This window comes from Burkholderia sp. Bp8994 (assembly GCF_003853805.1).
In the GTDB taxonomy this organism is placed as follows: Bacteria; Pseudomonadota; Gammaproteobacteria; order Burkholderiales; family Burkholderiaceae; genus Burkholderia.
Map to the genome: position 1 here is coordinate 181812 of NZ_QTQH01000008.1, position 23360 is coordinate 205171.

Consider the following 23360-nt stretch of genomic DNA (forward strand, 5'->3'; position numbering starts at 1 on the left):
TTCATTACGCAACCGAATTGAGGTGGTTGTTGATCGCAAGCGAATAAAGTGCCGAACTCTCGGATGCCATACGCGTTGCCGTAAACCGCTCCGCGAACAGGCGTTTTCCGGCAGCCCCCATACGCTCACGCAGTTCGGACGAGTCGACAAGCCGCCGAATTGCTTGCGCCAGCGACTTCGCGTCACCTGGTGTCACTAGTAATCCGTTGACATCGTGCGAAACCACCTCTGGCATCCCGCCCGCGGCGCATCCGATCACAGGCTTTCCTTCGCGCATGGCCTCGAGGAACACGAGACCAAACGATTCGAATCGACTCGGGGCGATAAAGACGTCGCATTCGGCATAAGCCGCGCGCACCACCTCATCCGGCACACGGCCCTCGAACGACAAACGATCGCCCCACTTGCGCCCGGCATCCGAATCGAGAAAAACGTCCTTGAAGGGACGTCCGGTCGGACCCGGCAGCGTGTCATCACCGATCACCCGCACCTTCAGGTTCGGTGTTTCTGCGAGTACATCCGGAAGCGCCTCCAATAACACGTCAATGCCTTTGCGCGGCTCAAGTCGACCGACAAACAGCAGCGTGACAACATCGGGGTTTGACGTAGGCTTCCCCTTCGACGTGGGCGCATTTGCCGCAAGGCCGTGCGGCACGACGATCGTCTTCTGTTGATCGAATTTGAATCCGTACGCTGCCTCGATCTCGGTCACGATCGCCCGACTATTGGCGCGAACCGCGTTTACGCGAGTCATCATTTCCTGCTCCAGCGCGAGCATCGGCTTGCCGAACGACTTCATCCACGCGGCATCGGCGGCGTACTCGGGATGCGTCTGAATCCAGAAGTGCAGCGTCGTGTGCAAACTCGTCACTACCGGCCAACGACCGTCGAACAGGAATGCGCATCCCTCGCAGTCCCAGATCGGTGCTTCGACCACGCCGATCTTGCGATGCGACGCAATGCGCTCGACTTCCTCGAGCGCCGTTGCCGACCAGTTCCAGATGTGGGCGGGAATATTCCTCTCGACGGCATCGCTGGAACGCCCCATCTCTTTCGTTACGATACGGTGAATCCACGCCCCATTTTCGAAATCGACACGATTGAAATCCGGGCTCTGTGTAATCACGTGAACGATTCGGCCTTCCGAGCCGAGCCCTTCGGCAAGATCCTTGTTGAACGTGGCAATTCCACCTGCTTGCGCCGGCGGATAATCGCGCGCGATCAACACAATTGCGTCCTGACTCGAATCACCGAATGTCTGGAATTTCTTGAATTCGCCAGCGACACGTGCCTTCTTTTCGGCGGTGATCAGTTCCGCGTGCCCGTTCAATCCATGTTCAACGCCGGTATCCCAGGCGCGGGCATTCTCCTCCTTGAATTTGTCGAGTTCCGACTTGTCAAGACGGCCGCCGTCTATATGGAAGCGAATATCGTTTTGGTGTCCTTGCGAAAACTTCCGGTTGTCGTCGAAGATCTCTTCCAGCGGCAGATATTTGCGTGCGTGCTTGAGCGAAAAATAGATCTTGTTCTTGATCACCGGATACCGGTAACGCGTGATCTTGTGATCGTCGCGAACATGGCTCGGCGCAAATTTATGGTGCACGTACGCGTTCGACAACTGACGAATGACGTATCCGGCGTCGACCAATCGGCAGCACAGCTCCGTTTCATCGAGGTAGTACTCGATCTCCTCGTCGAAGCCGCCCACCTCCATCAGGGCTGACCGACGAAATGATGCGTTTGTCCCCTGAAGGTAAGGAAATTCATAGGATCCCGGAAAGCATAGATGCTCGGCACTCTTCTTTGCGGCCCAGTTCGAATTTCCCAAGCGATTGGCGGTACTGTACTCATACTGGAATGTGTAACCCGTCTGATCGAACACGAGCCCACCCGCACCGCCGATTTCTGGAGAGTCGTAAGCTGCCGCGAGTTGTGTGAGCCATTCCGGCTCCGGGATCGCATCGTCATCGATAAAGGCAACGACGTCACCTTCGGCCATGCAGATGCCGACGTTTCGAGAAACCGACAGGTTCGCGACCGGACACGTCCCGGCGCGGATGAACGACGACCAGGACGAAATCACGTCCGCCGACCCATCAGTCGACGGCCCGTTCACTACGATGACTTCGAAGTCACCAGCGTACCGAATCCAGCGAAAACTCTCTAACGTCTTCTGCAACAATGCGGCACGATTGAGCGTATTTATGACAATCGAAAAGCTCAACATGGGTTACCTCGATATTTCGGTACAGTGTTTGATGGTGATACTCGACAAAGCGGCGTCGTTCGCACATTCGGTGGTTCGGTATGCTTGCCGTTTCGTTTCGTCACGGCCATCGAGGGCCTGACCGAACGAAGGCAGGTGACGACTGCACTCGATCGCAGACGTTGCATCAGGCCGGTATCGCACGTTTCGCCACGATTTCAAATTCGTAGCAGTTCCCGTTGCGTCGTCCAGTCTGGATCACCGAAATATCGACAAACCCCGCCTCCTTCAGAATGGCCGACATGGATTCAGGGGTGAACATGTTGAAGTGAAAATCGCCGTCGTAATCCTGACCACCGAACGTCACCTCGCGCAGGTACGCGTACGGGTAATCACCGTCGATGTAGTTCTTCATCATCGCCTGTGCATCGGGAACGACCGCGTGGAACTCGCCACCCGGCTTCAGAAGGCCGAACCAGTATGGCAACAACTCGCGGGCCATCTGCTCCTGAGGAAAATGCTCAAGCAAGTGCGCGGAGAAAATTTCAGTCAACTCACCATTCTTGAATGGCAGTTCGTCGACCTCCGAGACGATATCGACACCCGGCAATGCTCGGCGGTCGACATTCAAATAGCCGTCCAGCGCGATATGGCCGCAACCCAGATTAAGGCGCAACTGACCGTTGCTGGCTGCTGCGGCCACCTTCTCCTTCGCGATGATTTCTGTCTTCGCCTTCAGCGTGTCTTCCTTCTCGCCCGGCGACGAAGCGCCATAGCGCATTTCGAACATCAATTCCCGGCGAACGAATTCGACGCGGCCAAGCAGATATCGAACAGAGTCGTCCATGCCGCCCAAGCGCTCGTCCAGGCGACGTACAAGCGCCTCGACTTCCGGCAGGCGTGCGTCCGCACTTTCGCGCTGCTTCGCCAATGCCTCATGGTCCGACGCCTTGCGCTCTTCGAGTACGGCCTTCAGTTGTTTGACGTCCGCATGAAGCCGTCGCAACGCAACGGGCACCGATCGTACGAGATTGTCTTGGTCGTTATCGATCAACCGTTGACGATCGTTCAACTCCGACAACGTGCGCAAGAGCATCGGAAGCTGATCTCGTTCATAAACGTCCTGACGATGCATGACGTCGGCGCGGAACTCAGGGAGCCGTATCGCGGCGACCACGATGCGTACGAGTCGGCCCACTACCGGCCAGTTCGCAACGGCTCGCACCACCTTTCTAATTTCAGCCTTCATATTCAATCAACTCTCAAAATACGCTCAATGATTCTCTGCCGCGACTAGGCGCGGTGCTCACGAAGTTCCGTCCCTGGCTTCCGTTCGACAGTGCGAAAGGTCTGCTGTATCGAGGTCGCCCTGAAGCTCCGTGCGTACACTCAAATCAACTTCCGGATCTTGCGCGCTGGAACGCCACCGTACAGCCAACCCGCCTCGACTTCGTCGCACGTCACGACTGCGCCCGCAGCGATCACCGCATGGTCGCCGATCGTACACGGGCCCGCGACGATCGCGTTGGATGCAATCCAAACCCCTTTCCCAATCACGATATCGCGCCCTTCCCGCGGATAGTCGTGCCGGGCGGACATCTGCTCAGTCAACGGATGCGTGCCCGTAATCAAACTGACGTTATGACCGAAGAACGTCTGATCGCCAATGACGATGCGCCCTGATGACACATTCATCAGCGTGTTCACCAATTGCACGCCCTCTCCGAGCGAGATGCGGTCCCATTCACCGCCGAACACGACCGGCGTCATGACCAGTCGCTGCGCGATTCCCGGCGTCATCCGCTCGATGAGGCGCTCGACGACGGAATCTGACTCCCATGGCACGGACTGCGACGCGTTTGACGATTGCTCCGCCGCCACGCGCCGGGTAACTTGAGCCATGAAGTCCGCCGATTCAGCAAGACGCGAGATGACACGATCGGTCACGGCTTCAATCAATCGTTCCCGGATTTTTGTCCTAAGACGCTCAAACATGTGAATATCCGACTGGCAACGACGCGATCGCTCAATCGAGCGAATGCATCGAAACATCGTAGTCCACGTGCACAACGCCCCACAAATCCCGCTTCACCATTTCGTCGGGGAATCGCACTGCGAACCGCGCGCCGCCTACGCAGTAATCAATCACGGTCGTGACGAGACTCTGCCCTCGATTTTCGGGATGCTCCGTGGTCACACCGACCCCCGCGATCAATCCATACTCGCCGGGACACAACGGGTTCGCGAAGGTGAATTCCATCATATGCTGGATATGCGGTGTCGCCTCCGACGGGAACACGTCCTGTACTGCGGAACTGAAATGCAGGATTTGTCGCCCCGATGAATCGGTGATGCCAAGCGCGAGGGAACTGCGCTCGGGAGGCGGCGATACCACGTGAAAGAAAACGCGAACGCGCATCTTCTTCTCGATGTCGATGGTGTCGCACTCATTGCCCTCCGGATCGATGACGCTGATATCGTCAATCCGGATCTCGCCGGTGCCGGTACGCAACGGCTCGACACGCGATGAAAATGCGCGCGTCCGGGCCTTGTCGGGGCGCACATGCGTACGCGTCGTCACCGGTTCGCCGGCCGTGGCTTGCGTATCCGCCGAGACGTCGTCATCATCGACTTCGGTGACGTCGATACCAGCTCGTACCATCCGGCTGAACACTTCACTCTGGTATGCGGCGCCGACCTGCTTCGAACTGCCGAGCAGTCGAACGCGCCCTTTCTCGAGCCAGAGGCCTCGATTGCAAAGTGCACGCACCGAATCCGCAGCATGCGTCACGTAGATGAACGTCGTCCCTTCATCAAGCATCGTGCGGATCTTGTGCAGGCACTTGTTCTGAAAGTATGCATCGCCGACGCTCAGCGCCTCGTCAACGATCAGAATGTCGGGTTGCACGTAGACTGCGCATGCAAACCCGAGCCGCACTGCCATCCCGCTGCTGTATGTCTTGACGGGATGATCGACTGCATCGCCCAGTTCACTGAACCTGATGATTTCCGGCTGAGCGGCAATGGCCTGCTCTTGCAGCATGCCATGCAGCATGCAGAACTGGACGATGTTTTCGCGTCCAGACAGTTCCGGATTAAACCCTGCGCCCAGTTCGAGAAGCGCCGATACGCGCCCGGAGACATTGACCAAACCGGTACTCGGATTGAGTACGCCGGCCAGGACCTTCAGGAGCGTACTCTTGCCGCTGCCGTTTTCCCCTACTACACCGAATCGGTCGCCTTTCTCAAGCGAGAATGAAACGTCGTCCAGCGCACGAGTTTCGCGAAAATATTGCCTCTTGCCCGCCGACATCAACTCGAGCAAGCGATGTCGCGGCGAAGAATACGAACGGTAGATCTTGCTGATATTGCTCAGCTCGATAACCTTGGAGCGATCTTGTGTCGACATGAACTAACTCTTGACCTTTAAAGGACGTCTGCGAAGCCAGGCTTCAGCTTGCGAAAAATATATGCACCGATCGCAACGGCACCCACCGCTACAACGATCAGAATTCCGACATATTCCCAATTGAACGGAATCCCGGGAAACACGGCTTGCCGAGATGTCTCCACCATGTAGTAGAACGGATTGAGCGTCATGACGATGTTGCGCATCCAGATCATGCGCGATGCCTCCACCATCGTCGCCGGATACAGGATCGGCGTGAGCCAAAAGATGATGTTCGTGCACAGCGGAACGATCGGCACCATGTCCGGGACATAGACCGAAATGGCCGAGATGCCATAGGCAAAGCCGATCGAAATCGCAAGCGAGAGAGCCCAGATAATGGGAAACATCCAGATCATGGCTCCCGGCACGACACCCTTAATGATCAACAGGCCGATTACGAAAACAAAAATGATGCCCTGACTGATCAGCGCCGACGTGAGTGGAATCAGCGGCAAGACCCAGACCGGAAACGCGATCTTGCTGATGAGATAGCTGTATTCCCGCAGGATGCCGGTGCTGCGCCCCGTCACTTCGGTGAATACTGTCCACAGCGAGAATGGCACGAAATAGAAAAGGGCAAACGGAATGTCACCGTATTGGGCCCCCATTCGTCCCCGCATCAGGATCGAGAACACGACCACGTTGATGAGGGAGTAAAGCAGCGGTACGCCGACGTTCCATGCCGTACCCGCGTACGAGCTGGCGTAGCGATTCTTCAGATCTCGCTTCGCAAGCATCCACGCCAACCTCAGTGAACTCCCGACGGAGTGATGTGCTTTGTCCTGCATCGGTTTTCGATACCCAATTAATTAGAGTCCCTTCGAAGGCGGACTCGAATGACACGCGCCTCGCGAACGTGTTGCGCGACGAACTCAGGCGCCTTTTAGCCCTTTTGCACGGGGCCGACGGAGATGGCGATCAACAGCGGTGACACGCGTCCCTTGCCCGGCTCCCGCTTGGCAAACTCATCATTTTATCAGCCACCTCGGCTGACAGACGACCGCTCGGCGACGAGCCCGCGGACAATCCCGCCGAGCCGCGCCGACATCTCGTCCCACGACCGGGCTTGGATCCACGCCGCCTGAGCACCGGCCTTGCTTCGCAGCAGCGAGGAATCGCCGAGCAGCGTAGCCAGATCAGCGGAAATCGCGCGCGCATCGGTGCCCGAGAACCGATGTACGAGGTCGCCGAGATCGTCAAAGATCGGTATCGGTGTGCAGGCCACCGGCCGATTGGCAGCCAGTCCGTACCGCACGGCACCGCTCGCCGATTCGGCCGTATCCTGATATGCAAACACGACGAGGTCGGCCGCATCCAGATACGCGAAGCTCTCGCGATCGGGCAGGAAGTCGGTAATCATCTGCACACGGCCTTCGAGATTGAGCGTCTTGATCAGATTGCTGCATCGTTCCGCCGTCAACTCCGAATCGCGAACCGGATACAGCGCGTTGACCATTAACAGACGCGCCTGCGGCAGCTCTTTTGACATCATCGAGAACGCTTCGATGATCTCCTCCAGGCCTTTGTGCGGAAGCAGGAATCCATACGTTGCAATTACCGGAGCATCGGCGGGAATGTTCAACGCCGTCCGGCACGCAAGCCGGTCGGACGACTCGCGTGCATGCACGCCATGCGGAAACAGCGTCGCGTTATCAACGAGGCCCAACATCCGCAGCCGATTCAGGTCGTCGATACTATGCACGAGCAAGCGGTCGGCACCACGCAGCGCGCCAGCGATTTCCGACAGCGATGCCTGATAGTCCGGCGTATCGACATCCTTCGTCGAGTGAAAGGTAATCACGATCGGAATGTCGTGTGCGTTCGCATACTCGACGATTCGAGACGTCGAAGGCATGCTGAAGAAGCCGAAGTTGTGCTGCAACATGATCGCGTCCGGCCGGCATCGATCGAGTTCTGCCAGCAAGTCGTCGATGCGGCCACGCTGATCCGTCCAGCAGCGCGTCACTCCCGGACCGTCCTCGATGACGACGGCGGGATCGCGCGAGGCGAGAATCCTGACATCGAACCATGCCGGATCGAGACCACCGACCAGGAATGATGAATAGGTCGCGATTCCGCATTTCGTGTTCCACGACGAAATCCATGCGAGCCGCATTCGCCGAGCGGACCCAGGCTCCAGACGCCGGACCGACGCTTCCAGCGCCATCAGTCGCTCGGCACAACGGTCCCACGTGAAACGCGACTCGAGCAATGCACGACCGCGCTCCGCCTTTTCGGCACGTGTTTCAGCCGTCGCTTCACGCACCGCTTTCAGTTGAGCGACAAGACTGTCGACGTTGGGTTCCGCCCAGACGGAGTCGAACAACCCAAGGTGCGTCTTGGCGCGCTCGAACGTAAAGTCGACAAGCCACGCGGTCTCGGCCGTACAGAAGTCGGCCTGGCCACCAAACGCCGTGGTGATAACGGGTAGACCGAACCACATCGCCTCGCCCATGGGCAACCCAAAACCCTCCCCGCGAGACGGCGCCACGAATGCGTGGCACCGTTGGTAAAGGTCCACGATCTCGCCAGCGTTCAGGTCTTCCTCGACGAGGACAATCTCCGGACAGTCGGGGTAGCGCCGGCGCAAAGCCTGGATCTGGGCAGAAACCTTATTGTGAGGATTGGGAAACGTCTTGATAGTCAGCGATACATCGTCGCGCGTGGTGAAGGCCTTCGCGAACGCGTCGAGCAACACGTCGACACTCTTGCGCGGAAAGCAGGATGATATGTGCAGAAAACGAAAGCCCTTTCCGAGCGGGCCGCGATATTCGAGCCGCTCGGCTCGGGCGACATGATCGACGCCATTGCCGACAGAAGCAATCAGCCCTGCATAGCCATTGTCTCGCATGACCTTTGCGACGAACGTCGATATCGCGGCCACTCCATCGAGATGCTCGTTGAATGCACCGACCCAGGCAGCAGGCAGTTCCGACTCTTCCCATGCGAAATGCAGGAAATTGTACAGTCCGTCCATGTCGTGAACGCGCGGCGGATAGAGGTCGCGGACCACAACGTCCGCACCACTGCGCTTGCTGCCACGCGCCGCGAGCTCGGGAAGCCCGCGGATCGCGCTGATTTTTCGAACGTCTGGCGCATAGTCGCCCGGCCCCTCAGTCGCAAACAAGCCGACTTCACCCGGATTTGCACGGTCCAGTGCGAAAGCCAGTTCTCGATTGGTCAGTGCGAGACTGTATGACGTCTCGAACGGCCCCTCGACTTGATAGCGTGGTGGACGCTCCCCATCGGTACGAGGGTACGTGTCGATCGGCTGCGGAATCTCGACACCGTGCTGGCGCAGGAACTGCTGCAACTGCTCCAGCAGCGCGGGACGCTCAAATTGTCGAACCCGCTTGCGCTGCTCGACAACTATCGCGCGACGCAGCGCGCGGTCTTCGGATACGGCGCGCAAAAGCGCGGCGACGGCTTGCGGGTGCTTGTCGTGAATGAGCAGCCCGGCGCCGCCAAGCGTCGACTCGATATTGCTACTCGCATACGCGATCACCGGTACGTCGAAAGTCATCGCCTCGATTAGCGGAACACCAAACCCCTCATGATCGCTGAGACACAGAAACGCACTTGCCGCCCGGTACCAGCCATAAAGATCCGCATCAGGAACCTTCCCCGCAAACCGAACGATCTCGCCCAATTCGAGCTCGTCGATCAGTTGCCGCAGTTCGAGATAGTAAGGCTCCTCTTCTCCGTACCCCCCGACAAACACGAACTGGAACGGCCGGGGCATCATTGCCCGCAGTTGGGCCGCTGCTTCGACGAGATCCCGATGCGCCTTGTTCGGCGAGATGCGGCCGACGAACAAGACCGTCATCACCTGTGACTGCTCCTGAACGAGCACATCGTTCCATTCTGCCGAGCGAATCTTTGCCGCATCGATCAGGAGCGGAATCGTCGTAACCTTTTCGTAGCCGCGTTCGGTCAGCTCTCGCGCATTGAGATCGGACACCGCGATTGCTGCCGCGAAGTGCTCACGAAACGCATCGAGTTGGGCACGGCCCTTGGCCGAATAATGTCTGAAAGGAGAACGCTCGTCGAAAAACGATTCGGGCGTAATGTTGTGATAGATCAGAATCGTCGTGCACGACAGATTCATGACCCACTCGTCCTGATCATGTCCCATCGAATGATGCAACAACATTACGTCTTCTTTGGACTCGGCGTACTCCCTGAAATAGCGGATACTGCCCGTCAGTTCCGGCGCGACGTGTTCGGCAAAGATATCGGATTCGAAACCCAGCTCGCGCAGCAGCGCCTGGATCATGAACATACTATTGGTCACGGCATCCGCAACGGCACTTCCGGAATGAAACTGATGGATGGCGCCCGTTCGCCGTGACTGCGCAGGGAATGACTTACCCTCGATGTCGGCCATGATTCCCGATACGGTGTTTGATGAACCCACTGCGCGTGTTACTCCGTTGTGCATGATGTAAGAACTGCTACCTGATTTCGTCGCAGTCAAGGCGCAGCCGTTCCGCTATCGCGGCCCGGCATGGTAGCGGCACAGATTTCGGCAAGGCGTCCGGCAAGCTTTCGGGAGTCGACGCCTCTCATGCTTGCGTCGAGAAAACCATCGATGGTGGCTCGATCACATTGCGGCGCCCGTGCGGCAACCAGTTCAGCGTAGTTCCGGCGAGACACGCTCCCTTCCTTCCAGCGTGTAACCGAGATGGACTGCGCCCCGGCAAAGCGAGGAGCCGCCAGCGGCGCAAGTCGCGCCCAAAGTCGCGGATGGCGATCGCGCACCCAAAACACCACCGCCCGCGCCAATGCGCTCCGGCGCGCTGCTTCGCGAAGCAGCGAGATGCTGCGCCGCTTCAATACCGACCACGATGGATCACGCGCGAACCGGATTGCAGATTTCGCGACATGCGCCACAACGCGAACCGGAGCGGTGATGCGCCAGGACGAACTGGACAGAACCGAACTCAGTTGGCGCTCTGCCGCATCTGCATGCGCCTGCGCTGCGGATGCCTGATAACTGTTCCGCCGCGCACGCATCGTTGCCTCACGAGCCAGCGCCCGCGCCTGGACAAGCTCGGCCTCGAGCTCCTCTATGCGAGTCTGCAGCACCGCGAGAGCATCGGCCGACTGAGCAGGCTCGCCGGAAGCAAAATTTTGTGACGTTGAGTCCATCGCTACAGCACCATTCATTGAATCGATTCGCCGGGCATTGTCTCCCATCGACAATGCCGACGCATCCGACCTCGAGACATCCGCACGCAATTGCGGCGCACTCGCCGGCGGACCGACAGGGCAACGCACACGGAGCCGATTAGTTTATCGCAACGGTCGCTTTGCCCAACCGCAACCAGATCGCCATCCATTCAGGAATCCAGACATAGTCGGAGCGCCTCATTCCATGCCGGCATCCGTATGCCGAACGTACCGGCCAGTTTCGCCCCGGACATGCGCGAGTTTGCGGGGCGCCGCGCCGGCGTCGGGTATTCGCTCGCGGCGATCGGCAACACTCGCGGCGCCTTGTCGCCCAGCGCCAGTCGGAAAATTTCCTGCGCAAAGCCATGCCATGATGTCTCCCCGCCGGCAGCAAGATGATAGACACCCGATTGTGGCGCTCGAACGTTACCGGCATTCGGTGCCAGGCACTGCGCCAGAATATGTGCGGTTGCAGCGGCAATCGAATTCGACCAGGTCGGCGCCCCGAGTTGATCGACCACAACCCGCAGTTCGGATCGCTCGGCAGCAAGCTTGAGCATCGTGAGCAGGAAGTTCTTGCCTCGACGCCCGTAGACCCAACTCGTACGCAATATCAAGTGATCGCAACCCGTCGCTGCAATGGCCCGCTCGCCGTCAAGCTTGGTCAGGCCGTACACATTCTGCGGATTGGTCTCGTCCGTTTCGACATAGACCCCTTCCTTCGTGCCGTCGAACACATAGTCGGTCGAGTAATGAACGAGCAACGCGTTGAGCCGCAACGCTTCCTGCGCAAGCACGCGCGGCACATCGGTATTCAGGCGCCGTGCGGCATCGATGGCCGTTTCGGCCTGGTCCACGGCGGTATAAGCCGCAGGATTCACGATGACCGCCGGCTTCAGGTCACGCACCACGGCCCGCACCTGATCCAGATCCGACAAATCGAGCATCGTCCGGTCGCACGCCACCACATGGCCGAGCCCCTGCAGCGTACGCAATAGTTCGAATCCCACTTGCCCGTTGACACCCGTCACGAGAATGGTCGGGGCAGGACGCATGTGGCCCTCACGCATAGACTTCGGCCTCGCTCAGACATTTGCCCGCCGCATCTTTCGCTGCCAGTAGCGGCTCGCCATCGATGGGCCACTCGATGCCGATCTCCGCATCGTTCCATACAATGCAGCGCTCGTGCTCGGCGAACCAGTAATCAGTCGTCTTGTAAAGGAACTGCGCTGCCGCCGATAGCACAACGAAGCCGTGCGCGAAGCCGGGCGGCACCCAAAGCTGGCGATGGTTGTCCGCCGACAGCATCACGCCAACCCACTTGCCGAAGTTCGACGAACTGCGCCGGATATCGACCGCGACATCGAATACCTTACCTTCCACCACACGCACAAGCTTCCCTTGCGCGTGCTCGATCTGATAGTGAAGCCCGCGCAACACGCCCTTCGTCGAACGCGAATGATTGTCTTGAACGAACTCGATGCGTGGCCCGATCTGCTCCGCGAATTCGCGCTCGTTGAAGCTCTCGTAGAAATACCCTCGCGCGTCGCCGAACACCTTCGGTTCGATGATCTTGACTTCGGGCAGCGCCGTTGCCGTTACCTGGATAGCCATGCGACCTGATTCGTGAGAAGGTTCCTGAGGTACTGCCCGTAAGCGTTCTTCGACAGCGGTTGCGCCAGCTTCAGCACCTGCTCCGCGTCGATCCAGTGCCTGCGGTACGCAATCTCTTCAGGGCATGCAACGACCAGTCCCTGCCGCTTCTGCAATGTCGCGATGAAGCTTGCCGCTTCGATCAGCGAATCGTGGGTACCCGTGTCGAGCCATGCGTAACCGCGCCCCATGATTTCGACGTTCAGCGCACCATCCGCGAGATATCGCGAGTTGATGTCGGTAATTTCCAGCTCGCCGCGCGCCGACGGCTTGATGTCGGCGGCGATGTCGCACACGCGGTTGTCGTAGAAATACAGCCCCGTGACCGCGTAGTTCGAACGCGGTTTCGCGGGCTTCTCCTCGATCGACAATGCACGGAACGACGCATCGAATTCGACGACGCCATAACGCTCGGGATCGTGCACGTGGTAGGCAAACACCGTAGCCCCGGCCTCGGCCGCATATGCGCGCTCGAGTTGCTTCGCGAGATCGTGCCCGTAAAAGATGTTGTCGCCGAGGATGAGCGCCGAAGGATCGTTACCGACGAAATCCCGGCCGATGATGAAAGCCTGCGCAAGGCCGTCCGGTGACGGCTGCACCGCATACTGGATGTTCATCCCCCACTGGCTGCCGTCGCCGAGCATGGCTTCGAAGCGCGGCGTATCCTGCGGGGTCGAGATGATCAGCACATCGCGGATGCCCGCGACCATCAGTGTTGAAAGCGGGTAGTAAATCATCGGCTTGTCGTACACCGGCAGGAGCTGCTTCGATACGACGTGCGTGACCGGATACAGTCGCGTGCCGGAACCGCCGGCGAGAATGATGCCCTTGCGCGCCATGTCCGTTCCCCTTACGCGCGTTCCGCGTAGTTGGTTTCAACCCACTTGAGGTATTCGCCCGAGGCCACCTCGTCGACCCATACCTGGTTGTCGAGATACCAGCGCACCGTCTTCGCGAGACCGGTCTCGAACGTCTCGGCGGGCTTCCAGCCGAGATCGCGCTCGAGCTTGCGCGCATCGATCGCATAACGACGATCATGGCCGGGACGGTCCGTCACGTAGGTGATCTGATCACGGTACGAACCGGTTGCCTTCGGACGCGCCTGATCGAGCAAATCGCACAGCGTATGCACGACCTCGAGGTTCTTCTTCTCGTTCCAGCCGCCGACGTTGTACGTCTCGCCGGGCTCGCCGCGCGCGAGCACTTCACGAATCGCGCTGCAGTGGTCGCCGACATACAGCCAGTCGCGCACGTTCTGCCCGTCGCCGTAGACGGGCAGCGGCTTGCCGGCGAGCGCATTGGCAATCATCAGCGGAATGAGTTTCTCGGGGAACTGGTACGGGCCGTAATTGTTCGAGCAGTTCGTGGTGAGCGTGGGCAGGCCGTACGTATGATGATAGGCGCGCACAAGATGATCGGAGCCGGCCTTGGTCGCCGAATAAGGACTGTTCGGCGCATACGGCGTGGTTTCCGAGAACTGCGGATCAGTCGCCGACAACGAGCCGAACACTTCATCCGTCGATACGTGCAGAAAACGAAAGGCCAATTTGTCCGCTTCGCCGAGGCCGTTCCAGTATGTCCGTGCGGCTTCGAGCAGCGTGAACGTGCCCACCACATTGGTCTGAACAAAATCCGCCGGCCCGTGAATCGAGCGATCGACGTGGCTTTCCGCAGCGAAATGCAGGACTGCGCGAGGCTTGTGGTGCGCGAACAGCGCATCGAGTGCTGCCCGGTCGCAAATATCGGCCCGTACGAACACGTGTTCCGGGTTCCCGTCCAGCGACTGCAGCGTGCGACGATTGCCGGCGTAGGTCAACTTGTCGACATTGAGCACGGCCTCGTCGGATTGACGCAGCCAGTCGAGTACAAAATTGGCGCCGATAAAACCCGCGCCCCCCGTCACCAGGATCATGAGGCTCCCTCTAGTCATACACGGCAGGCCTCAAGTACGAGCCGCCATCATTTCGAACAGCGACGGCATCGATGTACGCGTCGCTCAAGGCGGGAATTCTAACTTCTCACCGTGACCGTCAAAGTCATGAAATGCTAATTCTGTCGAGGAAGCCGCAATTATAGGAAGCAAGCCTCCGCAAAAGCCACGCTGCTAACAACTTGAAACAGTGGTCCGCATCGGCAGAACGCATGAAATTATGTTTTAAATCAATACGTTAAACTGGCACAATATTGTGCATGGGCGCGCTTCCGCAGTGCGCCTTTTCCCATCCAGTGTCAAGACCTGTAACAACTGCCTCTCATGACCCGCCCCCCCATCGCCATCGGCGACATCCAAGGCTGTCATTCAGCTTTCCAGTCGCTGTCCGAAAAGCTTTCAGCCCCCGCCGACACCCCGCTATGGATCGCCGGCGACATCGTCAACCGCGGCCCCGACTCCCTCGCCGCGCTGCGCGCGCTGGTCGACCTCGGCCCGCGCGCGACCGTCGTGCTCGGCAACCACGACCTCCATCTGCTCGCGGTGTCAGCCGGCATCCGCACCGAACGCCCGGGCGACACGATCGGCGAAATCCTCGACGCACCCGACGCCGACGCGCTGCTGGACTGGGTCCGCCACCGCCCGTTCGCGCACTTCGAAAACGACATGCTGCTCGTGCACGCGGGCGTACTGCCGCAATGGGACACATCGCTCGCGCTCGAACTCGCGGACGAACTCCAGCGCGCACTGCGCGCCCCCGACTGGCGCGACACGCTTCAAGGCCTGTACGGCAACGAACCGAATCAATGGAGTCCGAACCTGAAAAAACGCGACCGGATGCGCGTCGCGTTCAACGCGTTCACGCGCTTGCGGTTCTGCACGCCCGATGGCGCGATGGAGTTCAAGGCGAACGGCGGCCCCGACAGCGCGCCACCGGGCTACCTGCCGTGGTTCGACGTACCGGCGCGCCGCACCGAAAACGTAACGGTCGTGTTCGGGCACTGGGCCGCGCTCGGCCTGATGCTGCGCGACAACGTCGTCGCGCTCGATTCGGGGTGCGTATGGGGAAATCAGCTGTCGGCCGTGCGACTGACGGCCGACCCGGCACAGCGTACGGTCACGCAGGTGCAGTGCGACGCGTGCCGCACGCCGGGCGGCGAATGACCCGCACGCGCGGCGTGCGGGCGGAATGAAGCATCACCCCTCCCGCCCCGGCACCGGCTCCTCGGCCGCCGCCTCACCCGCCGCACCGCCACCGAGCTCGGTCGCCGGATATGCATGCTTCTGCAGCTCCGCGAGCGACTCGGCCGACGGCTTGCCGACCTTCTCCTGCAACGTCGCCAGCGCGGCGGCGATCGCATCGCGGGCCGCCGCCGACGTCGTGCGCCGATCACCGCCCGGCGCGATTGGCTCGCACACGTAGAGATGCGCGACGAGCGGGCCGCCGCGCAGCACCATGTCGAGCGACGTCCCGAGCGACAGTTCGCCCGTATAGGCCGGCGCGACCGACTGCCGCCGCTGCGCGTCCTCGTACATGAGGCAGATCGGCTGCACCGCGCAGCCGGCCGACACCGCGGCCTGAAACAGGTTCGCGTGGAACGGCAGCAGCGCCTGCCCGTCCGACGTCGTGCCCTCCGGAAACACACACATCACACCGCCGTTGCGCAACCGGTCGGCCATCTCGTGCATGACCCGCATCGCCTCGGTGCGCTTCTCGCGCTGCAGGAACACGGTGTCGAGCTTCTCCGCCAGCCAGCCGACCACCGGCCATTGCCGCACCTCGGCCTTCGACACGAACGGCGTCGGCCGCCACGCGTTGACGGTGTAGATGTCCAGCCACGACACGTGGTTGCCGACGACGAGCGCCCCCGCGTCGAGACGCGCCCCGTCGTTGTGGACGACGAGGCGCATCCCGCAGATCCGCAGCAGCTTGAGCGACCAGCGGCGCGTGAGTTCGAGGCGCCGCGCGGGGCCGACATGCGAAAAGCGCAGCGCGACGATCGCCATACCGCGCAGCAGGTGAAAGACGAGACGCAGCTTGCGAAGAGCGGTCATGGCGAAGATCCGGCTGGGTTCAGTGACGCTCGAACGCGACCTGCCCCGCCACGAGCGTCGCACGCACGCAGGCCGGCAGTTCGTAGCCGAGGAACGGCGAGTTGTGGCCCTGGCTCTTCAGCACGCGCGGCTCGACGCGCCAGTGCGCGCGCGGGTCGAACACGCACAGGTCGGCCGCGCCGCCTTCGGCCAGGCGGCCTGCCGGCAACTGCAGCACGTCGGCCGGCGCGGCCGTGATGCGGCGCAGCGCCTGCGCGAGCGGCGTGTTCGTTTCATCGGCCCACTTCACCGTGAGCGACAGCAGCAGTTCGAGCCCCGTCGCGCCCGGCGTCGCTTCGGCGAACGGCAGCAGCTTCTCGTCGTCGTCTACCGGCGTGTGATCGGAACAGATCGCATCGATCGTGCCGTCGGCGAGCGCCGCGCGGATCGCTTCGCGATCGCGCTCGCCGCGCAGCGGCGGATCGAGCCGGAACTGCGAATCGAAGTAGCCGATGTCGACGTCGATCAGGTGCAGGTGGTTCACGCCGACGTCGCACGTCACGGGCAGCCCCTCGGCCTTCGCCGCGCGCACGAGCGCAAGGCCGGCCGCGGACGACAGGCGCGCAAGGTGCACGCGCGCGCCCGTCACGCGCATCAGTTCGAAGATCGTGTGCAGCGCGATCGTCTCTGCCGCGACCGGCACGCCGGACAGCCCGAGCCGCGACGCGAGCGCGCCGCTCGCGGCGACGCCGCCGCGGCCGATGAACGCGTCGAGCGGCCGCAGCCACGTCGTGTAGCCGTAGGTGCTCGCGTATTGCAGCGCGCGCAGCAGCACCTGCGTGTCGCGCACCGGCACGTTCGCATGCGTGAAGCCGACGCAGCCCGATTCGGTCAGCGCGACCATCTCGGTGATCACTTCGCCCTTGAGGCCGACGGTGAGCGCGCCGAGCGGATGGACGTTCGCCTGGCGCAGGTTGCGGGCACGGAACTTGAGCATCTCGACGAGGCCCGGCTCGTCGAGCACGGGGTCGGTGTCCGGCGGGCACACGAGGGTCGTCACGCCGCCCGCGACGGCCGCGGCCATCTCGGACGCGAGCGTCGCCTTGTGCTCGTAGCCGGGCTCGCGCAGCCGCGCGCACAGGTCGACGAGACCGGGCGCGACGATCAGGCCCGACGCGTCGATCGTCTTGTCCGCGTCGAAACCGGCCGGCGCCGTACCTGCTGCCGCGAGCGCGGCGATCTTGCCGTCCGCGACGAATACGTCGGCCTGCCGCTCGGTGCCGGCGACCGGGTCGATCAGCGTGCCGCCTTTGATATGAATCTTCATGCGCTGTCTGTAAATGCGTTGATTGCGTGAATAAGGATGCGCGAAAGCGGGCTCAGTCGCTGTTGCCGGCGACGATGCCCATCACCGCCATCCGCACGGCGATACCGAACGTGACCTGGTTGAGGATCACCGACTGCGGGCCGTCGGCGACCTGCGAGTCGATCTCGACGCCGCGGTTCATCGGGCCCGGGTGCATCACGATCGCGTCGGGTGCGGCGAGCGCGAGGCGCTCGGGCGTCAGGCCCCACGTCTTGAAATATTCCTGCGCGGACGGCAGCAGCGCGCCGCTCATCCGCTCGTTCTGCAGGCGCAGCATGATGATCACGTCGACGCCCTTCAGGCCTTCGTCGAGGTTGTGGAACACCTTCACGCCCATCTGCTCGAGGCCGCCCGGCAGCAGCGTGCGCGGGCCGATCGCGCGCACTTCCGGCACGCCGAGCGTGGTGAGTGCGTGGATGTCCGAGCGCGCGACGCGCGAATGCAGGATGTCGCCGACGATCGCCACGCGCAGCTTCGTGAAGTCGCGCTTGTAGTGACGGATCGTGTACATGTCGAGCAGGCCCTGCGTCGGGTGCGCGTGCCGGCCGTCGCCCGCGTTGATCACGTGCACGTGCGGCGCGCAGTGCTCGGCGATCAGGTACGGCGCGCCGCTCGACGCATGGCGCACGACGAACAGGTCGGCATGCATCGCCGACAGGTTGTTGATCGTGTCGAGCAGCGACTCGCCCTTGCTCGTCGACGACGCGTTGATGTTCAGGTTCAGCACGTCGGCCGACAGGCGCGTCGCGGCGATCTCGAAGGTCGTGCGCGTGCGCGTCGAGTTCTCGAAGAACAGGTTGAATACCGACTTGCCGCGCAGGAGCGGCACCTTCTTCACCTCGCGGTCCGTCACGCTGACGAACTGCTCGGCCGTGTCGAGGATGTGGTTGACGATCGAGCGCGGCAGGCCCTCGATCGACAGCAGGTGTTTCAACTCGCCGTTTTTCGTGAGCTGCGGGTTGCCCTTCAGGAAACCGTAGCGGAACCGCTCGGGGCTCGCGGCCGCGGCGGGATTGCCGGTGCGGCCAGTGGTGTCGGTGGTCATGGTGTGCGTGATTCCAACTATGCAAACGGGCCGCGGTACGAACCGGCGGCCCGGGATACGGTTGCGCGGTTCGCTCAGGCGCCGTGGGCCTCGATGCGCAGCGTGAGCTGCGCGGCTTCGTCGCGCGCGAGCACGAGCGTCGCATCGGCCGGCACGTCGAGGGTGCCGCCCGCGAAACGCGCGGCGACCGGCAGTTCGCGGCCGCCGCGATCGGCGAGCACCGCAAGCTCGACCGCGGCCGGACGGCCGTAGTCGAACAGTTCGTTGAGCGCGGCGCGCACGGTGCGGCCGGTGTACAGCACGTCGTCGACGAGCACGATGCGCGCGCCGTCGACCTCGAACGGCAGCGACGTGGGGCTCGCCTGGCTGTGCAGCCCCTTCTTCGCGTAGTCGTCGCGATGCAGCGCGACGTTCACGACGCCGAATCCCGGCGCGCCGAGATCGCGCGCGAGGCGCTCGGCGAGCCAGGCGCCGCCGCTGTGAATGCCGGCGAGCCGCGGGCCGCCCGGCTCGGCGAAGGCCGTGCCGTATGCGTCGCGGATCTGGTCGAGCAGGACGCAGTAGAGCGCGTCGGCATCAATGGTGCTCATGGTCGGACAATTGATCGAGATACTGTTGAAGGATCACGCGCGCGGCCTCGGCATCGAGTATCTCGGCGCGTGCGCGCCCGCGCACGTTGCGCTCGCGCAGCCCGGCCTCGGCCTCGACCGACGAATAGCGTTCGTCGACCCACGTGACGGGCAGCCCGAAGCGGCCGTTCAGCTGGTTGCCGAAACGCTTCGCCTGCTGCGTCATGTCGTGCGGCGTGCCGTCCGGATGCATCGGCAGGCCGACGACGAGCGCGTCCGGCCGCCATTCGGCCAGCAGTTCGCCGACCGCCTTGAAGCGGTGCTCGCGGTTCAGGTTGGGAATCACGACGAGGGCGCGGGCCGAGCGCGTCAGCGCATTGCCGATCGCGACGCCGATCCGCTTCTCGCCGTAATCGAACGCCAGGAGCGTCGCATCGCGCGCGCTCGCGCCGCTCATGCGTGCCCTGCTTCGCCGGACAGCATCGACGAGCTGACGCCGAGCAGGCCAAGTGCGGCTTCGAAACGCTCCTCGGCCGGCGTGTCGAACACGATGCGCGGATCGGCGGCGACCGTCAGCCAGCCGTTGCGGGAAATTTCTTCCTCGAGCTGCCCGGCGCCCCACCCGGCATGGCCGAGCGTCAGCAGGAAGCGCTTCGGGCCGGTGCCCGTCGCGACCGCCTCGAGCACGTCCTTCGACGTCGTCATCTCGAGCCCGCCCTCGACCGACATGGACGAGTTGTAGTTCGCGCCCTCGACCGGCTCGTGCAGCACGAAGCCGCGCTCGGTCTGGACCGGGCCGCCGAAGTACACGGGAATGTGCAGCAGCGGCTCGATGTCGAGCTTCAGGTCGATGCGGCTGAACAGCGATTCGAGGTCGATGTCGGTGGGCCGATTGATGACGAGGCCGAGCGCACCGCGCTCGCTGTGATCGCAAAGATAGACCACCGTTCCTGAAAACGTCGGATCCGCCATGTTCGGCATGGCGATCAGGAACTGGTTGGTGAGATTGATGCGATCGGAAGGCTTTGACATGGTTTGAATTTTAGCAAAGACGCCGCGGCCTGACCGGGCCGCGATCAACAAGCAACGCCGCACGACGCTGGCAACGACGCGCGCGGATCACATGGCACTCTAACACGCGCGCGGGCGCTGTCGGCAGCGTGTTGCCGGCCCGCGTGGCAAGGGCTGCCGCCGCGGTCGCGCCCCGTTGCGCGTCAGCTCGGGGCAAGCGCCGCGCCGAGCGCCTCGGACGCCGCGGTCAGGTCCGGCGGCGCCACCCCCGCGGCGATCTTCAGCAGCGCGCCGCGCAGCAGGTCGGATGCCCGGCCGTGCGCGTCGAGCCCGCCGTCGGCGAGCGGCAGGCCGTGTGCGGCACGGCGCCACGCGAGCCCGAGCGTGTCGGCCAGCAGCGCCGCGTGACCGAGCCCGAGCGCGCATGCGGCCGTACCGACCCGGTAGGCGGCCGCGGACGCGCGCCATGCGGCCCCCGCATCGGCCGTGGCCGCATCGACGGCCAGATCGGCCATCGACGCGTCGGCCGTCTGCAGGAAATCCTCATACGCGTGCGCGTTGACGGTCACGACGCCGAGCATGCGGGTGGGCGCCGCCGCGACCGCCTCATGCTCGGCCTGCGCCGCGCCGGCTTCCCACAGCGCCTCGGACGCGGGCGTGCCGGCGACGTGCCAGTCCACGGTCAGCCCATAGTCGTGCAGCACGTCGACGAGCGCGACGTCTTCCGCGGCCGCGCCGAACAGCGCGAAATCGCGCCACAGCAACGCAACCGTCTCGCGCACGAGCGCCGGCGGCGCGCGGCGCCTGCCCTGCGCGTGCTCGCCGAGCAGCAGGTTGGTCCGTGCGAGGAAACGCTTCAGTTCGGGCGCGGCGCTCGCGCGCAGCGCGCGCAGGCACGCGGCGGCGAGCCGCCAGAAGTCGTACGGCGCGTCGTCGGCCAGCGCGGTCAGGGTCGTGTCGAGCTCGTCGAGCGCCGCGTCCGGCGTGCCGTGCGGCGCGCGCAGCACGCCGAGCAGCGCCTGCTCGTAACGGGCCCGCGCGCGGCTCGCGAATGCGTCGGGCAACGCGCGCAGCGTCGCCGGCGGCGTCGCGCGCCCGACGAGTGCCAGCGTGTCGAGCGGCACGCTCGCGTGCAGGTCGGCCGAGCTTTGCGCACGCAGCGCACGGAAATGGTCGAACAGGACGGGCGAGCAGGCCAGCTCGCGAAGATTGTGGCGCCCGACCGCCGCGCTGAAATCGCGCAACGCGAGGCGCCAGGCGGCGCAAGCCGGTTCGGCGGCGACCAGCGGCGCCGCGGCGGCGAGTTGCCCCGCGAATCGGGCAGCCGGCAGCCAGCCGGCCTCCGCCAGCACGGCGGCAGCGGCCGACAGCGGCGCGGCCGCGTCGTCGCGACGCTCGAATGCGTCGGCGGCCGCCGCGAGCCACGCGTCGGCCGCGCGCACGGCCCCGCCGCGCGGGTTGGGTAATGCGTCAGGGTGGGGAACGTTCGCCGGATCGGCCGTCATGGACACGCGCGCCTGTCATCGTCAAGTCGCTCGCGCCGGCCTCGGCGCGCAAGCACCGGGCAACCGCGAGGCCGCAGCCGGGTGTCCGTTGGCCAAGGGTCCGGTCAGATCTGGACCATCTCGAAGTCTTCCTTGCGAGCGCCGCATTCGGGGCACGTCCAGTTGATCGGGACGTCTTCCCAGCGCGTGCCCGGGGCGATGCCCTCTTCGGGCAGCCCGGCTTCTTCGTCATAAATCCAGCCACAAATCAGGCACATCCAGCTCTTGTATTCCATCTTAAGCCGCGTCGGGAAAAGTCGGTAAATTCGGGAGCCATGATGGTACCGTGTCGGGGCCGGACTGCCTAGCAATCGCGCTGGAGTACGGCGACTACGTTGCGCTGCGCTAAAAAATCCGTCGTGCGGGCCGGATTCCGCCGCATAATGGCTGGAAAGTGCGGCCTGCCGGGCAACACAGGGCCCAAACGCCCACTTCGCCTCGCCGTCCGCAGTTCCGTCGCTTCCCCGTTTTTTTCTTGCCCCATTTTTACATGTCCAGCAACGCCCCTCCGATCGTCCTCACCTTCGGCCTGTCCGATCCCACCGGCGGCTCCGGCCTCCAAGCCGATCTGATGACACTGGCGAGCATGGGCTGCCACGGCGTGTCCGTCCTGACGGGCTATACCGTGCGCGACTCGGCCGCCTGCGACGAAGTGACCGGTCTCGATCCCGATGTCGTCGCCGCCCAGGCGCGCATGCTGCTCGAGGACATGCCGGTCGCCGCGTTCAAGATCGGCGCGGCGACGCGCGCGGAAGTCGTGAGCGCGATCGCCGAAGTGGTCGCCGACTACGACGGCGTGCCGCTCGTGCTCGCGCCGGACTTCACGCTCGACGACGAGCACGTGCTCGCCGCCGACGACCTGCGCGAATCGATCGCCGACCTGCTCGCGCCGCAGACGACGCTGCTGGTCGCCGACCACGCGACGCTGATCGCGCTCGCGCAGCCGGACGGCGATGCCGAGGCGCCGAATCTCGACGCGGCCGTGTCGCACCTGCTGTCGCAGGGCTGCGAGTACATCCTGTCGTCGGAGACGGGCTCGCACCGGCTCGTCAACACGCTGTACGGCGAGGAAGGCCAGCTTCGCGAGGACATGTGGGATCGTTCGCCGCACCGGTTGATGGGCATCACCGATACGCTCGGCGCGGCGATCGCGGCCCTGCTCGCGAATGGCCAGGAACCGCCCGAAGCGGTGCGCGAGGCGCAGGAATACCTGTACCAGGCCGTGCGCGACGCGTTCCGGCCCGGCATGGGCGCGTACCTGCCCGACCGGTTCTTCTGGGCCCGCAGCAACGATGAGGAAGGCGGACGCCCGGTGACGGAAAGCAGCAAAACCTCCCCGCGGATCGCCCGGCATTGAACCCGCACGGCGGCCCCGCGCC

The 23360-nt window shown here is 63.0% G+C and carries 21 protein-coding genes; 2 read left to right on the plus strand and 19 right to left on the minus strand.

The window, feature by feature from the left end; genetic code table 11:
• Positions 1 to 4: 4 nt before the first annotated feature.
• The 11 genes from DIE04_RS10825 to rfbB all read right to left on the minus strand — a co-directional run bounded on the left by DIE04_RS10825 (position 5) and on the right by rfbB (position 14394).
• Complete coding sequence (locus DIE04_RS10825; protein ID WP_124573012.1) at positions 5 to 2227, minus strand: glycosyltransferase; 2223 nt, start codon at positions 2225 to 2227, stop codon at positions 5 to 7.
• A gap of 166 nt (positions 2228 to 2393) precedes the next feature.
• Positions 2394 to 3461, minus strand: a complete 1068-nt coding sequence (locus DIE04_RS10830; protein WP_124529029.1) for a hypothetical protein — start codon at positions 3459 to 3461, stop codon at positions 2394 to 2396.
• A gap of 134 nt (positions 3462 to 3595) precedes the next feature.
• Positions 3596 to 4201 carry an acyltransferase gene (locus DIE04_RS10835; RefSeq protein ID WP_185500341.1) on the minus strand — a complete coding sequence of 202 codons (606 nt, stop codon included), beginning with the start codon at positions 4199 to 4201 and terminating at the stop codon, positions 3596 to 3598.
• A gap of 31 nt (positions 4202 to 4232) precedes the next feature.
• Complete coding sequence (locus DIE04_RS10840; protein ID WP_124529025.1) at positions 4233 to 5615, minus strand: ABC transporter ATP-binding protein; 1383 nt, start codon at positions 5613 to 5615, stop codon at positions 4233 to 4235.
• Positions 5616 to 5632: 17 nt separating this feature from the next.
• Positions 5633 to 6445 (minus strand): ABC transporter permease, encoded by an 813-nt coding sequence (locus tag DIE04_RS10845; RefSeq protein WP_124529023.1) that lies wholly within the window; start codon positions 6443 to 6445, stop codon positions 5633 to 5635.
• Positions 6446 to 6633: 188 nt separating this feature from the next.
• Complete coding sequence (locus tag DIE04_RS10850; RefSeq protein WP_185500342.1) at positions 6634 to 10044, minus strand: glycosyltransferase; 3411 nt, start codon at positions 10042 to 10044, stop codon at positions 6634 to 6636.
• Between the two features lie 86 nt (positions 10045 to 10130).
• Positions 10131 to 10808: a hypothetical protein gene (locus tag DIE04_RS10855; protein ID WP_124529019.1), complete on the minus strand. Its 678-nt coding sequence runs from the start codon at positions 10806 to 10808 to the stop codon at positions 10131 to 10133.
• 191 nt (positions 10809 to 10999) lie between these two features.
• A complete protein-coding gene (gene rfbD, locus DIE04_RS10860) occupies positions 11000 to 11899 on the minus strand; it encodes a dTDP-4-dehydrorhamnose reductase (RefSeq protein WP_124529017.1) in 900 nt (299 codons plus the stop codon).
• Entirely contained in the window at positions 11892 to 12443 is a 552-nt protein-coding gene (gene rfbC, locus DIE04_RS10865; protein WP_124529015.1) for a dTDP-4-dehydrorhamnose 3,5-epimerase, read from the minus strand. Before rfbC ends, rfbD begins: the two co-directional genes overlap by 8 nt.
• Positions 12428 to 13321, minus strand: coding sequence for a glucose-1-phosphate thymidylyltransferase RfbA (gene rfbA / locus DIE04_RS10870; protein ID WP_124529013.1), 894 nt, complete (start codon positions 13319 to 13321; stop codon positions 12428 to 12430). The genes rfbC and rfbA overlap by 16 nt, the downstream gene beginning before the upstream one ends.
• 11 nt (positions 13322 to 13332) lie before the next feature.
• Positions 13333 to 14394, minus strand: a complete 1062-nt coding sequence (gene rfbB, locus DIE04_RS10875; RefSeq protein ID WP_124573015.1) for a dTDP-glucose 4,6-dehydratase — start codon at positions 14392 to 14394, stop codon at positions 13333 to 13335.
• Between the two features lie 342 nt (positions 14395 to 14736).
• Here rfbB and DIE04_RS10880 point away from each other — a divergent pair, with 342 nt between their 5' ends.
• Positions 14737 to 15576, plus strand: a complete 840-nt coding sequence (locus tag DIE04_RS10880) for a symmetrical bis(5'-nucleosyl)-tetraphosphatase (RefSeq protein WP_124529009.1) — start codon at positions 14737 to 14739, stop codon at positions 15574 to 15576.
• A gap of 33 nt (positions 15577 to 15609) precedes the next feature.
• Here DIE04_RS10880 and DIE04_RS10885 read toward each other — a convergent pair whose 3' ends face one another.
• From DIE04_RS10885 to DIE04_RS10920, 8 genes are all read right to left on the minus strand, one after another.
• Positions 15610 to 16467, minus strand: a complete 858-nt coding sequence (locus DIE04_RS10885; protein ID WP_124488744.1) for a 1-acyl-sn-glycerol-3-phosphate acyltransferase — start codon at positions 16465 to 16467, stop codon at positions 15610 to 15612.
• Between the two features lie 19 nt (positions 16468 to 16486).
• Positions 16487 to 17773, minus strand: a complete 1287-nt coding sequence (locus DIE04_RS10890; RefSeq protein WP_124573017.1) for a dihydroorotase — start codon at positions 17771 to 17773, stop codon at positions 16487 to 16489.
• Positions 17774 to 17825: 52 nt separating this feature from the next.
• A complete protein-coding gene (locus DIE04_RS10895; RefSeq protein WP_044846292.1) occupies positions 17826 to 18857 on the minus strand; it encodes an aspartate carbamoyltransferase catalytic subunit in 1032 nt (343 codons plus the stop codon).
• A gap of 74 nt (positions 18858 to 18931) precedes the next feature.
• Positions 18932 to 19447 carry a bifunctional pyr operon transcriptional regulator/uracil phosphoribosyltransferase PyrR gene (gene pyrR / locus DIE04_RS10900; protein WP_124573019.1) on the minus strand — a complete coding sequence of 172 codons (516 nt, stop codon included), beginning with the start codon at positions 19445 to 19447 and terminating at the stop codon, positions 18932 to 18934.
• Entirely contained in the window at positions 19434 to 19883 is a 450-nt protein-coding gene (gene ruvX / locus DIE04_RS10905) for a Holliday junction resolvase RuvX (RefSeq protein WP_124488742.1), read from the minus strand. Before ruvX ends, pyrR begins: the two co-directional genes overlap by 14 nt.
• Complete coding sequence (locus tag DIE04_RS10910) at positions 19880 to 20458, minus strand: YqgE/AlgH family protein (RefSeq protein WP_044846295.1); 579 nt, start codon at positions 20456 to 20458, stop codon at positions 19880 to 19882. The genes ruvX and DIE04_RS10910 overlap by 4 nt, the downstream gene beginning before the upstream one ends.
• 182 nt (positions 20459 to 20640) lie before the next feature.
• Positions 20641 to 21942, minus strand: coding sequence for a hypothetical protein (locus DIE04_RS10915; protein WP_124573021.1), 1302 nt, complete (start codon positions 21940 to 21942; stop codon positions 20641 to 20643).
• A 104-nt stretch (positions 21943 to 22046) separates the two neighbouring features.
• Complete coding sequence (locus DIE04_RS10920) at positions 22047 to 22217, minus strand: rubredoxin (RefSeq protein ID WP_004186709.1); 171 nt, start codon at positions 22215 to 22217, stop codon at positions 22047 to 22049.
• A gap of 254 nt (positions 22218 to 22471) precedes the next feature.
• Here DIE04_RS10920 and DIE04_RS10925 point away from each other — a divergent pair, with 254 nt between their 5' ends.
• Positions 22472 to 23338: a hydroxymethylpyrimidine/phosphomethylpyrimidine kinase gene (locus DIE04_RS10925; protein ID WP_044846297.1), complete on the plus strand. Its 867-nt coding sequence runs from the start codon at positions 22472 to 22474 to the stop codon at positions 23336 to 23338.
• The last annotated feature ends 22 nt before the right edge of the window (positions 23339 to 23360 follow it).

Excerpts from the sequence above, each read along its gene's own strand:
- DIE04_RS10915 (WP_124573021.1), bottom strand. The coding sequence starts at position 21,942 with ATGACGGCCGATCCGGCGAACGTTCCCCACCCTGACGCATTACCCAAC.
- DIE04_RS10925 (WP_044846297.1), top strand. The coding sequence starts at position 22,472 with ATGTCCAGCAACGCCCCTCCGATCGTCCTCACCTTCGGCCTGTCCGAT.
- DIE04_RS10895 (WP_044846292.1), bottom strand. The coding sequence starts at position 18,857 with ATGACCACCGACACCACTGGCCGCACCGGCAATCCCGCCGCGGCCGCG.
- DIE04_RS10910 (WP_044846295.1), bottom strand. The coding sequence starts at position 20,458 with ATGTCAAAGCCTTCCGATCGCATCAATCTCACCAACCAGTTCCTGATC.
- DIE04_RS10840 (WP_124529025.1), bottom strand. The coding sequence starts at position 5,615 with ATGTCGACACAAGATCGCTCCAAGGTTATCGAGCTGAGCAATATCAGC.
- ruvX (WP_124488742.1), bottom strand. The coding sequence starts at position 19,883 with ATGAGCGGCGCGAGCGCGCGCGATGCGACGCTCCTGGCGTTCGATTAC.
- rfbD (WP_124529017.1), bottom strand. The coding sequence starts at position 11,899 with ATGCGTGAGGGCCACATGCGTCCTGCCCCGACCATTCTCGTGACGGGT.
- rfbB (WP_124573015.1), bottom strand. The coding sequence starts at position 14,394 with ATGATCCTGGTGACGGGGGGCGCGGGTTTTATCGGCGCCAATTTTGTA.
- DIE04_RS10855 (WP_124529019.1), bottom strand. The coding sequence starts at position 10,808 with ATGGACTCAACGTCACAAAATTTTGCTTCCGGCGAGCCTGCTCAGTCG.
- rfbC (WP_124529015.1), bottom strand. The coding sequence starts at position 12,443 with ATGGCTATCCAGGTAACGGCAACGGCGCTGCCCGAAGTCAAGATCATC.
- DIE04_RS10880 (WP_124529009.1), top strand. The coding sequence starts at position 14,737 with ATGACCCGCCCCCCCATCGCCATCGGCGACATCCAAGGCTGTCATTCA.
- pyrR (WP_124573019.1), bottom strand. The coding sequence starts at position 19,447 with ATGAGCACCATTGATGCCGACGCGCTCTACTGCGTCCTGCTCGACCAG.
- rfbA (WP_124529013.1), bottom strand. The coding sequence starts at position 13,321 with ATGGCGCGCAAGGGCATCATTCTCGCCGGCGGTTCCGGCACGCGACTG.
- DIE04_RS10825 (WP_124573012.1), bottom strand. The coding sequence starts at position 2,227 with ATGTTGAGCTTTTCGATTGTCATAAATACGCTCAATCGTGCCGCATTG.
- DIE04_RS10885 (WP_124488744.1), bottom strand. The coding sequence starts at position 16,467 with ATGACCGCTCTTCGCAAGCTGCGTCTCGTCTTTCACCTGCTGCGCGGT.
- DIE04_RS10850 (WP_185500342.1), bottom strand. The coding sequence starts at position 10,044 with ATGGCCGACATCGAGGGTAAGTCATTCCCTGCGCAGTCACGGCGAACG.
- DIE04_RS10845 (WP_124529023.1), bottom strand. The coding sequence starts at position 6,445 with ATGCAGGACAAAGCACATCACTCCGTCGGGAGTTCACTGAGGTTGGCG.
- DIE04_RS10920 (WP_004186709.1), bottom strand. The coding sequence starts at position 22,217 with ATGGAATACAAGAGCTGGATGTGCCTGATTTGTGGCTGGATTTATGAC.
- DIE04_RS10890 (WP_124573017.1), bottom strand. The coding sequence starts at position 17,773 with ATGAAGATTCATATCAAAGGCGGCACGCTGATCGACCCGGTCGCCGGC.
- DIE04_RS10835 (WP_185500341.1), bottom strand. The coding sequence starts at position 4,201 with ATGTTTGAGCGTCTTAGGACAAAAATCCGGGAACGATTGATTGAAGCC.